This is a genomic window from Lactobacillus sp. WILCCON 0058 (assembly GCF_057198005.1).
Map to the genome: position 1 here is coordinate 460,052 of NZ_JBUBHM010000001.1, position 13,772 is coordinate 473,823.

13 protein-coding genes and 1 tRNA gene are annotated in these 13,772 nt (G+C 52.2%); all 14 read left to right on the forward strand.

The features are described from left to right. Positions 1-33 precede the first annotated feature (33 nt). The 14 genes from ACYVUU_RS02270 to ACYVUU_RS02335 all read left to right on the forward strand — a co-directional run bounded on the left by ACYVUU_RS02270 (position 34) and on the right by ACYVUU_RS02335 (position 13,743). Positions 34-849, forward strand: coding sequence for a hypothetical protein (locus ACYVUU_RS02270; protein ID WP_484499819.1), 816 nt, complete (start codon positions 34-36; stop codon positions 847-849). A 111-nt stretch (positions 850-960) separates the two neighbouring features. Further along, positions 961-1,431, forward strand: a complete 471-nt coding sequence (locus tag ACYVUU_RS02275; RefSeq protein ID WP_439776354.1) for a hypothetical protein — start codon at positions 961-963, stop codon at positions 1,429-1,431. 17 nt (positions 1,432-1,448) lie between these two features. Beyond that, positions 1,449-2,051 carry an ABC transporter ATP-binding protein gene (locus tag ACYVUU_RS02280; protein WP_439776338.1) on the forward strand — a complete coding sequence of 201 codons (603 nt, stop codon included), beginning with the start codon at positions 1,449-1,451 and terminating at the stop codon, positions 2,049-2,051. A gap of 39 nt (positions 2,052-2,090) precedes the next feature. Further along, positions 2,091-2,552 (forward strand): SprT family protein, encoded by a 462-nt coding sequence (locus ACYVUU_RS02285; protein WP_484499374.1) that lies wholly within the window; start codon positions 2,091-2,093, stop codon positions 2,550-2,552. A 31-nt stretch (positions 2,553-2,583) separates the two neighbouring features. Then, a tRNA-Leu gene (locus ACYVUU_RS02290) sits at positions 2,584-2,669 on the forward strand. A gap of 117 nt (positions 2,670-2,786) precedes the next feature. After that, positions 2,787-3,404 carry an ECF transporter S component gene (locus ACYVUU_RS02295; protein ID WP_484499820.1) on the forward strand — a complete coding sequence of 206 codons (618 nt, stop codon included), beginning with the start codon at positions 2,787-2,789 and terminating at the stop codon, positions 3,402-3,404. Between the two features lie 13 nt (positions 3,405-3,417). After that, positions 3,418-4,071, forward strand: a complete 654-nt coding sequence (locus ACYVUU_RS02300; protein WP_439774767.1) for a glycoside hydrolase family 73 protein — start codon at positions 3,418-3,420, stop codon at positions 4,069-4,071. 90 nt (positions 4,072-4,161) lie between these two features. Then, positions 4,162-6,417, forward strand: a complete 2,256-nt coding sequence (gene pcrA / locus ACYVUU_RS02305; protein ID WP_484499821.1) for a DNA helicase PcrA — start codon at positions 4,162-4,164, stop codon at positions 6,415-6,417. A 10-nt stretch (positions 6,418-6,427) separates the two neighbouring features. Then, on the forward strand, positions 6,428-8,443 hold the full coding sequence (ligA, locus tag ACYVUU_RS02310) for an NAD-dependent DNA ligase LigA (protein ID WP_484499822.1): 2,016 nt from the start codon (positions 6,428-6,430) through the stop codon (positions 8,441-8,443). Continuing rightward, entirely contained in the window at positions 8,440-9,585 is a 1,146-nt protein-coding gene (locus tag ACYVUU_RS02315) for a CamS family sex pheromone protein (protein WP_439774764.1), read from the forward strand. Before ligA ends, ACYVUU_RS02315 begins: the two co-directional genes overlap by 4 nt. A 12-nt stretch (positions 9,586-9,597) precedes the next feature. Next, complete coding sequence (gene gatC, locus ACYVUU_RS02320) at positions 9,598-9,903, forward strand: Asp-tRNA(Asn)/Glu-tRNA(Gln) amidotransferase subunit GatC (protein ID WP_003620937.1); 306 nt, start codon at positions 9,598-9,600, stop codon at positions 9,901-9,903. After that, positions 9,903-11,345, forward strand: a complete 1,443-nt coding sequence (gene gatA, locus ACYVUU_RS02325; protein ID WP_484499823.1) for an Asp-tRNA(Asn)/Glu-tRNA(Gln) amidotransferase subunit GatA — start codon at positions 9,903-9,905, stop codon at positions 11,343-11,345. Before gatC ends, gatA begins: the two co-directional genes overlap by 1 nt. 5 nt (positions 11,346-11,350) lie before the next feature. Continuing rightward, a complete protein-coding gene (gatB, locus tag ACYVUU_RS02330) occupies positions 11,351-12,781 on the forward strand; it encodes an Asp-tRNA(Asn)/Glu-tRNA(Gln) amidotransferase subunit GatB (RefSeq protein WP_439774762.1) in 1,431 nt (476 codons plus the stop codon). Positions 12,782-12,816: 35 nt separating this feature from the next. Further along, positions 12,817-13,743, forward strand: a complete 927-nt coding sequence (locus tag ACYVUU_RS02335; protein WP_439774761.1) for a diacylglycerol kinase family lipid kinase — start codon at positions 12,817-12,819, stop codon at positions 13,741-13,743. The last annotated feature ends 29 nt before the right edge of the window (positions 13,744-13,772 follow it).

The following is a 13,772-nucleotide window of genomic DNA, read 5'->3' on the forward strand; positions in this document are numbered from 1 at the left end:
TGCTCTTTCGCCTTTTTATATTTTGCGAGGAAAATGTTAACTAAAACTAAGAGATTAATCATCACAGGAATTGTTGCGTACCTGTTAATCATAGCAGGGCAAGTGGAGTATGCGATCTATGATAACCTTCCTGTATCAGCAACTGATAATTACGCTTTTAACTACTTGTTCGACACAGTTCAACCTTATGGAACTGATGAAACTATGATTGGCTCCATTGCGATTTTTTTGCTTTTGCCTATTATAGGTTCAGCTTTAGCAATCTACATCAAAAACAATCATGAATTGTACAGTGTGATTGGACGAACAGGTTGGAAAAGCTTCTTTAAAAAGTGCATGGGATATACTTTTTGGGGAGCAACTGGCCTGTACTGGCTAGGATGTTTGCTTGAAATTCTGATGATCAACACTTTTTATCATCCATTCATTTATACAGCGTTTAGCAATGATATTTTGCAAGGTGGGTATGGCTACTTTTCGCTGAACAGCTTGGCGAACTTGCTAATTAAGATCATCCTAAACGGTATTGGTTGGGGAATTTATGCTTTGTTTATTTTGAGCGTGGCTCTTTTTATCAACAAAGTAAGCATAGCTTTGTCTTTGGGGCCGGTTATTGGCTTCGTGATTATTTTGCAAGAAAAATTTGCTCCAGATGTGGGAAGAGTTTTGACCAATATTTCCAATATCTGGGATATTACCAATATCACTAATCCATTGGAAAAGGGAATAGCAGGTTTGCCCACCCCCGCAATCTTCTATCTGAATTACGTGACGACGGCGTTTTTTTACATCGCGCTGACGGCTGTATTACTAAGACTTTGGTACTTGAAGAATGTGGAGAGGGGATAGCTTATGTTAAAAGCGCGTTATCAACGTTTAATCGCCTTGACGCTCATTTTGGACTTTGCGGTCAGCTTATGGTGCGGCCTGCAGTTTGCCCTAGACGGCGGGAAGGGTGAAATGCCCATGTACTACCTGAATGCCAACTTGATCAGCCTGTACATCCAGCCAGCCTTGACCGTCATGGCGGCAATTCAAATCCTCTCTTTCCGTTCGGTCCGCCCCCTGCTGGCTCCCCGGGGAAAGATGAACTTTTTTGACCAGCGCCTGGCCCAGCTCTTAGCCTTGGATCTGGCAATCTACCTGTTTTTCTCTATATTTCCATATTTCTTTGGCAAAAATCCGCTCTTTCGCTTTGGATCAGCCCTAACTGGCAGCCTATTGCTTCTGGCCCACTACCTGCTCTTCATTGTCTGCTTCATGCTGGTCCTGTCCTGCATCAAGGCGAAATTTCCGTTTTTTATCATTGTCATCAGCAGCACCTTGCCAATTCTTTATCATTACTGGCTGGAGAAGGCCTGGCTTTTGCCAAAATACGCTAATATTTATGACCCACTCTGGCGGGCCATCCACCACATGTATATACTCTAAGTCGAGGAGGAGTTTGTATGTTAAAAGTGTCACATGTTAAGAAGAGCTTTAAAAAACTGGCCGTTTTAAAGGACATCTCTTTAGAAACCAAAGCGGGTGAACTGGTCCACATCTCCGGTGTCAATGGTTGCGGCAAGTCCACCCTGTTCAAAATCATCGTCGGCCTCTTAAAAGCTGACAGCGGGGAGATCCACACTGACAAGGATGACTACCTTGGTGCCTTGATCGAAAACCCTGGCTTTATTGAATATGAAACTGCCTGGGACAACTTGACCTTTTTAGGCCACTTCAACCACCGCTTCCAGCCCGAAAAGACCCGGGACCTGCTCAAGGCCTTTGACCTGGACCCGGACAACCCGCAAGCCGTCGGCAACTACTCAGTCGGGATGCGGCAGAAGCTGGGGATCACCCAGGCCGTGATGGAAGACCAGAACATCATCCTCCTGGATGAACCAACTCGGGGGATCGACAAGGAAGGGGTCGACCAGTTCGTTAAGCTTCTAGAAGACTTGCGCAGCGAAAACAAGACCGTCATCGTGGCCAGCCACGACGAAATTCCCGGCCTGGTCTACGACCGCCGCTTAAGAATGAAAGACGGGATCTTGCTGGCCGAAGAGTAAAAGTTGGCTTTTTCTGCCCTGACCAGCTACAATAATCCCATGATTAATGAACAAGAACTGCAGCAGCTGGTCGAAAGGATCTCCCTTGAATCCTTTGGCCGGCCCTTTCTCCACCAAGCGAAAATCAACCGCCGCCTGAAGACTACCGGTGGCCGCTACCAATTATCTGACCATCACCTGGAATTTAACCCGCTCTTTCTTAAGGAAGAAAACCTTCATTATCTGCCGGGCATCATCAAACATGAACTGGTCCACTACCACCTCCACCTGGCAGGTTTGGGCTATCAGCACAGGGACCGGGACTTCAAGCTGCTCTTGAAAAAGGTGGGCGGCAGCCGCTATGCGCCAAGACTAGAGGAGAGCAAAAGAAGCCGCTGGCACTACCGCTGCCGGCAATGCGGGCAGGACTACTGGCGCCAGCGGCAGGTCAACGTCAAGAAGTATTTCTGTGGCCGCTGCCGGGGAAAATTGGAAAAAATCGCTGGCCCCCTTGCCAAATGAGGGCAGCTTTGCTAAAATATTAAATGTATTTGCGGGCGTGGCGGAATTGGCAGACGCGCAAGACTAAGGATCTTGTGACCGCTTTTGGTCGTGGAAGTTCAAGTCTTCTCGTCCGCACTAAGATAAGGAGTCGTTGTGAAACGGCTCCTTTTTTGTTGATTCTTTAAACTTGCTTTTCCTCCAATCTGTTATAATGGATAGAACGCAATGCAAGATGAATAGAAGGATGTCTAAATGTACGATTCTGAAGCCAGACAGAAGACCCTGAACCTAACGATCAGCGCGGTCTTTGTGGCCATTCTGCTGCTGGAAGCTTTTATTCCCAATGTGGGTTACATCACGATTTTGCCGGGCCTGCCGGCCATCACCACGATTCCGTTGACAGTCGCGGTCTTTGCCTCTTTAAGAGGACCTAAAGCCGGCGCGGCCTTTGGCCTGGTCTGGGGCTTAACCAGCTTGATCAGGGCATATGCTGCTCCAAACGGCCTGGTTACCATTCTCCTTTTCCAGAACCCCTTGATTGCCTTATTGCCCCGGGTCGCGGCCGGCTGGGCAGCGGGCATGGCCGGGCAATTGGCTGATAAATGGGAGGGCAAGCGGCCTCTGGCTTACGCCTTAAGCGGCCTTTTAGCTTCAGCGGTCAATACGCTCATGGTGATCCTTTTGTCTGACCTGGTCTACTTCAGCCATCCCCAGAAGCTGGCTTTAGCCCTGGGGGCCAAGAGCGGGCAGTCTTTGCTGGTCATCCTCTTTACGGCCCTGGCCGTCAATGGCGTTTTGGAAGCAGTCTTCAGCGGCTTGATCACGCCGCTCATTACCGCGCCCCTCAAGCAGCGACTGAAGCGGCGCTAGAAAGGTGATAAGTATGGCTGGACACAGAAAAACACGTAAGGGCAAGCAGACGACCACCATCCTCGTGGTCCGCGTTTTTGCCATCATCCTCTTGTGCCTGGGCTTGTTCGTGGCCTTCCGCTACTACCGCCGCCAGGCCCTTGAGCAAGAGCAGATCCGCCAGGCTGAACTGGCCAAGCAGGAAGCAGCCGCTAAGCTTTTGCGGCAAAAGAAGGCCTTTATCAAAAAGGTGGGGCCGATCTCCCAAAAGGTTGACAAGGGGACCGGTCTTTTGCCAAGCATCACCATCGCCCAGGCCTGCCTGGAAAGCAACTACGGGCAAAGCGACTTGTCCCAGAAGTACAACAACCTCTTCGGAGTTAAAGGGACTAACCCTAACACTTCGGCCGTGATGACGACCAAGGAGTACACCAATGGTAAGTGGGTGACCGTCAAGGCCCGCTTCCAGATTTATGACTCTTATGAAGCCTCTATCCGGGCCCACGTCCGCCTCTTCCAGCAGGGAACCAGCTGGAACAAGGACCAGTACAAGGATGTTTTGGCGGCCAAGGACTACAAGAGCCAGGCCAAGGCCCTGGTCACCGACGGCTATGCCACCGACCCGGACTACTCGACCAAACTCATCAATTTAATTGAACAATACAACCTGAATAAGTACGATAATTAAGCAGGTTTGACCAGGCTGCCAGAGCTTTTTGGCAGCTTTTTTTGCTATAATGGATAAGCTAAGTTTTTTGATTTATTGAAAGGGAAAAGCATGTCTGAAGCAACGATTTTACAAGGTTTGAATCCGCAACAGGTCCAGGCAGTCAAGACGACTGAAGGGCCCCTTTTGGTAATCGCCGGGGCCGGCAGTGGGAAGACCTCGGTTCTGACCAGGCGGATCGCCTACTTGGTGGAAGAAAAGCGGGTTGCTCCCTGGAACATCCTGGCCATCACCTTCACCAACAAGGCCGCTAAAGAAATGAAGGAAAGAGAAGTCAAGCTCCTGGGCGACCAGGCCGAAAGCATCTGGATGTCCACCTTCCACGCTCTCTGCGTCCGTATCCTCCGCCGGGACGGCCACTTGATCGGCTATGACCGGGACTTCTCCATCGCTGACCCTTCAGAGCAGGTGACCCTGGTCAAGCGCATTCTCCGCCAGCTGGACCTGGATCCCAAGCAGTACCTGCCCCGCAACATCTTGAGCCAGATCTCCAATGCCAAGAACCGCCTGCAGACCCCGAAGCAGTACGAGGCCAGCGCGGTCGGTCCTTTTGAAAAAGTCGTCGCCGACGTCTACAAGAAATACCAGGCCAGCTTGGAAAGAGACCAGATCCTGGACTTTGACGACTTGATCATGCAGACGCTGACCCTTTTTGAGGCCAGCCCTGATACCCTGGCCTACTACCAGCAGAAGTTCCGCTATCTTCTGGTTGACGAATACCAGGACACCAACGAGGCCCAGTACGAGCTCTGCCGTCTGCTGGCTGACGGCTACCACAATATTTGCGTTGTCGGGGATGCCGACCAGTCAATCTATGGCTGGCGGGGAGCCAACATGGAAAACATCCTCAACTTTGAGCATGACTACAAGAATGCCCAAACTGTCAAATTGGAGCAGAACTACCGGTCAACCGGCCACATCTTGAAGGCGGCCAACTCGGTTATCGACCACAATGAAAACCGGAAGGCCAAGAAGCTGTGGACCGACAAGGGCGACGGGGAAAAGGTCCACTACTACCAGGCCCAGAGCGACCGGGACGAAACCCGCTTCGTTCTTTCCAAGATCAAGGAAGAAGTCGACAAAAAGAAGCGTCATTACCAGGACTTCGCCGTCCTTTACCGGACCAACGCCCAGTCCCGTGGGATGGAAGAAACTTTGGTTGAAGCCAATGTCCCTTACCAGATCGTTGGCGGGCACAAGTTCTACGACCGCAAGGAAATCAAGGACATCATGGCCTACCTTAAGCTGGTGGCCAACCCCAGCGATTCCATGAGCTTCAACCGGATCATCAACGTTCCAAAGCGGGGGATAGGCCAGGCTACGACAACCAAATTGGCTGCCTTCGCTGACGAAATGGGGGGCGGGATCTACGAAGCCATGCGCAATGTCGAATTGGCTCCGATTTCTTCTGCCGCTGCCAAAAAGCTCCTGGCCTTCAGCGACCAGCTGACTAGCGCCATTGCTTACGCCCAAGACCACACGGTCAGTGAACTGACCGACAAGATCCTGGAAGACTTCGGCTACACCAAAGCCTTGAAGGAAGAAGAAGCTCAAGGGTCCCTGGAAGCCGCTGCCCGCCTGGAAAACCTGCAGGAATTCGCTACGGTTACCAAGCGCTTTGACGACAATTACAATGAAGAAGAAAACCCGGACAGCAGCCGCTTGAGCGACTTCTTAGCGGAAGTATCCCTCTTAAGCGACCAGGATGACCTGGAAGAAAGCGATGACCGGGTAACTTTGATGACCCTGCACGCGGCTAAGGGTTTGGAATTCCCAGTCGTCTTCTTGATTGGGATGGAAGACAACATCTTCCCGCTTTCCCGGGCCATCAAGGACGAAGACCCGAACCAGCTGGAAGAAGAACGCCGCCTGGCCTACGTGGGCATTACCCGGGCCAGAGAGGAGCTTTACCTGACTTCGGCTTACACCCGGATGATGTATGGCAGCAAGCAGTACAACGCCCAGTCACGCTTTATCGGCGAAATCAAGGATGAGGACCTGGATATCGTGGCCTCAACTGCCCCAAAGTCCAGGACTTCCTTCTTAGACCTGGACCGGTTGCCTTTTGCCAAAAAGTCCCAAGCTAAAGCTGCTAAGCCGGTCCACCGGGCTAGCAAGGCAGCCGGGGCCGTCGGCGCTGAAAAGAAGGGCTGGCACCCTGGCGACCAGGTAGAGCACAAGAGCTGGGGCAAGGGCGTGGTCATCAAGGTCACAGGCTCTGGCGATGACATGGAACTGGACATCGCTTTTGCAAGCAAGGGCACAAAGCGCCTGCTGGCGGCTTTTGCCCCGATCAAGAAAATTTAGGTGAAAAAGCATGGCTGAAAGTTTAGAAGAAGCAAAAAAGGAAGTCAGCGAGCTGCGCACTCAGCTGGACCAGTGGGCCAAGGCCTACTACGAGCAAGACGCTCCGGTGGTTGAAGACCACGTTTATGATGAAAAATATGCCCGCCTGCTGGAACTGGAAGCTGCCTATCCGGAATTAAAGGCAGCTTACTCCATCACCCAAAGGGTCGGCGGTGAGGTGAGCAGCGACCTGCCTAAAGTTGAGCACCCAGTGCCCATGCTGTCGATGGGGGATGTTTTTTCCAAAGAAGAGCTGGCTGAATTTGACCAGCGGGTGCAAAAAGCTATCGGTCACCCTGTTGCCTACAATGTCGAGTTGAAAATCGATGGCCTTTCCCTGTCTCTGGAATATGAAGAAGGGCGCTTAAAGCGTGCTTCAACCCGGGGCAACGGCCAGGTCGGCGAAGACGTGACCAAGAATGTCAAGTATATCAAGGATGTGCCCCAGAAATTGCCAGAAGCCATTACCACCGAAGTGCGGGGAGAATGCTACATGGGCAAGGAGGCTTTCGCCAAATTGAACCAGGAGCGGGACGAGGCAGGGGAGAGCATCTTCGCTAATCCACGAAACGCCGCGGCTGGTTCTCTGCGCCAGCTGGACCCGAAAGTGACCAAAAAGCGGCAGCTGAGCACCTTTATCTATACTTGGATCAATCCGCCAGCTGGCATCGACTCCCAGCACCAGGCGATCAGCGAAATGGCCAAGCTGGGTTTTCACACCAATGAAAACGGCCGCCGGCTGGAAAATCTGTCAGCTGTCTACGACTATATCGATGAATTTACCAAAAAGCGCGACAGCCTGCCTTACGGGATCGACGGCATCGTCTTGAAAGTCGATGACCTGGCCTTGCAGGCAGACCTTGGCAATACCGTCAAGGTGCCCCGCTGGGAAATTGCCTACAAGTTCCCGCCGGAAGAAGAAGAAACGCTTGTCCGGGAGATTGAATGGACCGTGGGCAGAACCGGGGTCGTGACCCCGACCGCCGTAATGGATCCGGTGCAATTGGCCGGGACCACGGTTTCCCGGGCCTCTTTGCACAATCCGGACCTCTTGGCCAAACTGGACGTCCGCTTGGGCGACACGGTCAAGCTGCACAAGGCCGGCGACATCATTCCGGAAATTTCCGAAGTCGTTTTAAGCAAGCGGCCAGAAGACTCAGTTCCTTATGCGGTGCCAACTAAGTGTCCTTCCTGCGGGGAAGACCTGGTCCACCTGGATGAAGAAGTGGCCTTGCGCTGCATCAACCCGTCCTGTCCGGCCCAAGTCGAAGAAGGGATTGCCCACTTCGCTTCCCGGCAGGCCATGAATATCGCTGGCCTTGGCCCAAAGATCGTCAAGCAGCTGATTGAGAAGGACCTGGTGCACAATGTCGCTGACCTTTACTATCTGACCGCCGACGACTTGAGTCAGCTGGACCATTTTAAAGAGAAGTCCATCAACAATCTCCTGGCGGCCATTGACCAAAGCCGGAAGAATTCCGTTGAGCTGGTCCTCTTTGGCCTGGGGATCGACAATGTCGGCGCGAAAGCCGCTCAGTTGATTGCCCAGAAATTTAAAAATATGTCTAAAATCGCTTCAGCAAGCGTGCAAGAACTGACTGCAATCGATACAATAGGAATGACGATTGCTGAGTCTTTGACGGCTTACTTCCAGCAGGAAGAAGCCAAGAAGCTGCTGACCCGGCTGGAAGAGGCCGGGGTCAACATGGACTACCTGGGTGAAGACGGGGAAGCTGAAGACAACTTCTTCAAGGGCAAGACCGTGGTCTTGACCGGGAAATTGGCCCACTATAGCCGGGCTGAGTTTACCAAGAAGCTGCAGGCCCTGGGAGCCAAGGTGACCGGGTCAGTCTCCAAGAAGACTGACTGCCTGGTTTACGGGGAAGACGCCGGCAGCAAACTGGCCAAGGCAGAAGCCCTGGACATTCCGCGCTTAACGGAGGCAGAAGCAATCTCTAAGATCGAAGAGAAGGACACGGAAAAGTGAAGAGATTTTTACAGGCAATAACTTTGGCAAGCTGCAGCCTCCTGCTGGCGGCTTGCGGCAACTTGAAGAATTCCGACCTGGCCAGCAACTCAACGACGACGACCAGCAAGACCAAGAAGTACGAGACGACTTCCAGCACTGACGGCGGCTACTCAGTCCTTTTGAAAAAGGGGGTCTACAAGACCAGCCCGATTTCCGGCCTGGAAGCCACCAACTATGACAACAGCGTGGACGAGTCAGCCATGGAACGGGGCCTGATCCGGGTGTCCAAGAAGGTCTTCTCAACCAAGGACTATGTCATCCAGGAAGGCCAGCAGCTCGACGAAACGACGGTTACCAACTGGCTGGGCCGGTATTCAAAGAGCAATAAAGAGGGGCTGAACCTCAAGAACAATGGCAAGACCGGGGAGGCGACCAGAAACCCGATCATCCTGCAGCAGATCATGGAAGAAGACTTCTATGTCAAGAGCGGGTCCAGCTACAAGCTGGCCGGCATCAGCATCAGCCTGGGCCTCAACTCGGTCGACTACTACACCAAGACGACTGACGGGGCGGAATACAGCACTAAGATTTCCCTGGCCAAGCGGCGGGCCTTCGGGCAGAAAACGGCCAACACGATCGTCTCCCGCCTGCATGCCAAGAAGAAGCTCAAGAATATCCCGATCATGGTCGGCCTGTTCTCTAAGACTGACACCGACTCATTAGTCGGGGGAACTTACTTCTCATATGGGACAGCCAGCGCAAATAGTAGTAAAATATCTAAATGGAATTCCGTGAACGAAAAGACCCAGGTTCTGCCGACGGTCGATGGGGCCAGCGCGGTCAGTTCCAGTGACGAATCCAAGTTCACCAGTTTTAAGGATGAAATTGAGAACTACTTCCCGAACGTTTCCGGGGTCACGGCAACTCTGCGCTACTACGATGGCAAGCTGGCTTACGAAAGCATTGCCATCACCACGCAGTTCTATGGCTATCTGCAGGTGCAGAGCTTTGCCCAAACGGTTATGAGCCGGGCGAAGAAGTATCTGGGAACCAGCTCACCGGTTGAAATAACCATTTCCTCGGTCAACGACACCCAAGCGGTCGTTGCCAAGGAAACGGCTACCGGGTCTTATCGGATGCACATCTATGGCGGTAATTAGGAGGTACATTAAGTGGAAAAGGTAACAAATGATACCATCAAGCACGTTGCGGCATTAGCCCAGCTTGAATTCAGCGAAGAAGAACTGGCCAAGTTCACCCCGCAAATGGGGAAGATTCTGGAAATGGCAGAAGAACTTCAAGCCGTTGACACGACTGGCGTTGAAGAAACGGTACAAGTAGTTGATCGCGACACTGTCTTCAGAGAAGACGTTCCTGAAAAGTGGCAGACCCGCGAAGAAATGATGAAGAACGTTCCTGACAAGAGCAACGGTTTTGTCAAGGTACCTGTAATTATCGATAAGGATGATAACCAATAATGAACTACTTAAACGAAACGATCGATTCTTTAAACGACAAGCTGAAGAGCGGCGCTGTTTCTGCTGACCAATTGGCCCAGGACACCATCGCCAACATCAAGAAGACTGACGAAAAGATCAATGCCTTCATCACTGTAAACGAAGACGTTAAGCCAGCCGAAGACCTTGACTTTAACAACAAACTGGCCGGCGTGCCGATTGCCATCAAGGACAACATCATCACCAACGGCTTGAAGACGACGGCAGCCAGCCACATTTTGTACAACTTTGAACCGGTTTACGAATCAACTGTTGTTGCTAAGCTGAAGGCCGCCCAAGCCACCATCATCGGCAAGACCAACATGGACGAATTCGCCATGGGGTCATCCACTGAAACTTCTTACTTCGGTGACACCAAGAACCCATGGAACCTGAACAAGGTGCCAGGCGGTTCATCCGGTGGTTCAGCAGCTGCTGTTGCCAGCGGTGAAGTTGTTGCTGCCTTGGGTAGTGACACCGGTGGTTCAATCCGCCAGCCAGCATCCTTCAACGGTATCTTCGGGATCAAGCCAACTTACGGCCGGGTATCTCGTTGGGGCTTGATCGCTTTTGCCTCATCACTGGACCAAATCGGGGTGATGAGCAAGCGGGTCAAGGACTCAGCTGAAGTTCTGAACGTGATCGCCGGGGCTGATGACCGCGACGCCACTGTTTCAGAAAAGGAAGTACCAGACTACACCAGCTTCTTGGGCAAGGACGTCAAGGGCCTGCGGGTTGCCGTTCCTAAGGAATACATGAGCGATGCTGTTGAAGAAGGCGTCCGCAAGGCAGTTGAAGCGCAAATCGAACTTCTGCGGGCAAACGGGGCTATCATCAACGAAGTATCCCTGCCGCACACCAAGTACGTGGTGCCAACTTACTACATCATCGCTTCCAGTGAAGCTTCGGCCAACCTGGAACGTTACGACGGGATCCGTTACGGCTACCGGGCAGAAGCCAAGAACCTGGATGAAGTCTTCCTCAAGTCCCGGTCAGAAGGCTTCGGCGACGAAGTAAAGCGGAGAATCATGCTGGGTTCTTTCGCCCTGTCAGCCGGCGCTTATGACAAGTTCTTCCTGCAGGCTGCCAAGGTAAGAACCTTGATCTGCCAAGACTTCGACAAGATCTTCGAAGACAACGACGTTATTGTCGGGCCGGTTTCTACCGAAACTGCTTTTGACTTGAACTCAGAAATTTCTGACCCGATCAAGATGTACAACAACGACATTTTGACGATTTCCGCCAACATGGCCGGGATTCCGGCAGCCAGCGTGCCAGCCGGCTTGAGCGAAACGACGGGGATGCCGGTCGGCTTCCAAATCATGGCCAAGCGCTTTGACGAAGGCCATGTCTTCCAAGTAGCTGACTTCATCGAACGCAGCAACAAGTTCTACGAACAAACACCAGCTGGATTGGAGGATTAATTTAAATGAATTTTACGTCAACTATCGGTCTGGAAGTCCACTTTGAGTTGAAGACCAAGAGCAAGATCTTTTCACCTTCACCAGTAACTTACGGGGCCAAGCCAAACACCGAAACCAACGTTATTGACTGGGGTTACCCAGGTACCTTGCCAATGGTCAACAAGGAAGTCTACCGCCTGGGCTTGATGGTCGCTTTGGCCACCCACTCCCACGTCAACCCGGTAACACACTTTGACCGGAAGAACTACTTCTACCCGGACAACCCGAAGGCTTACCAAATCACCCAATTCTTCAAGCCATTGGCTGAAAACGGCTATGTTGAAGTCGAAGTTCACGGCAAGAAGAAGAAGATCCACATTCACGAAATGCACATCGAAGAAGACGCCGGTAAGAACACTCACGGGACCAACGGCTTCTCCTACGTTGACTACAACCGGCAAGGGGTACCGCTTTTGGAAGTCGTTTCTGAACCAGAAATGACTGACCCGGACGAAGCTGTTGCCTACCTGGAAAAGCTGCGGGAAATCGTGCAATTTACCGGGGCTTCCGACGTTAAGATGGAAGAAGGGTCAATGAGAATTGACACCAACATTTCCATCCGTCCAGCTGGCCAGAAGGAATTCGGGACCAAGGTCGAAATGAAGAACTTGAACTCCTTTGAACACGTCCGTCTGTCCCTGGCGTATGAACAAAAGCGTCAGCAGGAAATCCTCCTCTCCGGTGGCCGGGTTCGCCTGTCCACCCGCCGTTTTGACACCAACACGGGCAAGACTGTCCTGGAACGTGTCAAGGAAGGGGATGCGGACTACCGTTACTTCCCAGAACCAGACCTGGCTCCATACCACATCAAGCAGGAATGGGTTGACGAAATCGCGGCCAACTTGCCAAAGACGGCTGACGAACGGCGGAAGATCTACGTTGATGAATACGGTTTGAAGCCATACGACGCAAATGTTTTGCTGCAAAACAAGGAAAGCTCAGACTTCTTTGACGCTACTGTAGCAGCTGGTGCTGATCCAAAGCAGGCAGCCAACTGGATGAACACCCAGGTTAACGGCTACTTGAACGAAAAGCATGCTGAACTCAAGGACATCGCCTTGACTCCAGAAAACCTGGCTGCCATGATCAAACTGATTTCTGACGGGACGATCTCATCCAAGATTGCCAAGAAGGTCTTCGCGGAAACTGTTGCTAACGGCACTGATCCGAAGAAGTACGTTGAAGAAAACGGCATGGCCCAGCTTTCAGATGAAAGCGTCCTGGCACCAATGGTCAAGGAAGTTGTCGACGCCAACCCGCAGTCTGTTGAAGACTACAAGAACGGTAAGGACCGGGCTATCGGCTTCCTGGTTGGGCAAATCATGAAGCAGACCCGGGGCAAGGCCAACCCTAAGGTGATCAACAAGCTCCTCTTGGCCGACCTGGCCAGCCGTTAAGGCAGGAGAAAATTTTTTAGAAAAAGGTGAAGCAGATGACTAAGCGCGCGCGCTTGATTTACAATCCGGTTTCCGGGCATGAACAGATGCCTAAGAACGTTTCTGATATTTTGGATATTTTGGAACAAGCGGGTTATGAAGCCAGTGCATTCAGAACCACGCCAGCTCCGCTCAGTGCTCAAAATGAAGCAACCCGGGCAGCCAAGGACGGTTTTTCACTGGTCGTGGCAGCTGGCGGGGACGGCACGATCAACGAGGTCGTGAGCGGGATCGCCTTTTTGCCTAAGGAAGAGCGCCCGCGCATGGCCATCATCCCGGCGGGGACGACCAACGACTACGCCAGAGCCTTGAAGATTCCGCGTGACGACGTGGTTGAAGCAGCCAGAGTGATCCTCAAGGACAATGTCCAAAAGATGGACGTGGGCCGGGCCGACTTCGGCGATGGCAGCCAGAAGTACTTTGTCAACATCGCTGCTGCCGGTTCTTTGGCTGAACTGACCTACGGGGTTTCTTCAGACGTCAAGTCCGCCTTGGGCTACGCTGCCTACTTGATCAAGGGGGCGGAAATGCTGCCAAACCTCAGCGAATGTGAAATGCGGCTGACTTTTGACAAGGGCGTTTACGAAGGCAAGCTGTCTCTGCTTTTATTGGGAATGACCAACTCCATCGGCGGTTTTGAAAAGATCATGCCAAACGCCGAGCTTTCAGATGGCCTCTTCCAGCTGATCGTGGTCAAGCCAAGCGACCCGGGCAACCTGCTCCGGCTGATGGCTCTGGCCTTGAACGGCAAGCACGTGGATGACCCGAACATCATCTACACCAAGACGACCAGTCTGAAGGCTGAACTGATCGGTCACAACCGCGATGACAAGCTCTCCGTCAACCTGGACGGGGAAGAAGGCGGCATGTTCCCGGTAACTTTTGAAAACTTGCGGGAACGGATCGAATTCTACGTCGGCTAGACTGTTATAATAGAGTTTGACACTTTTGT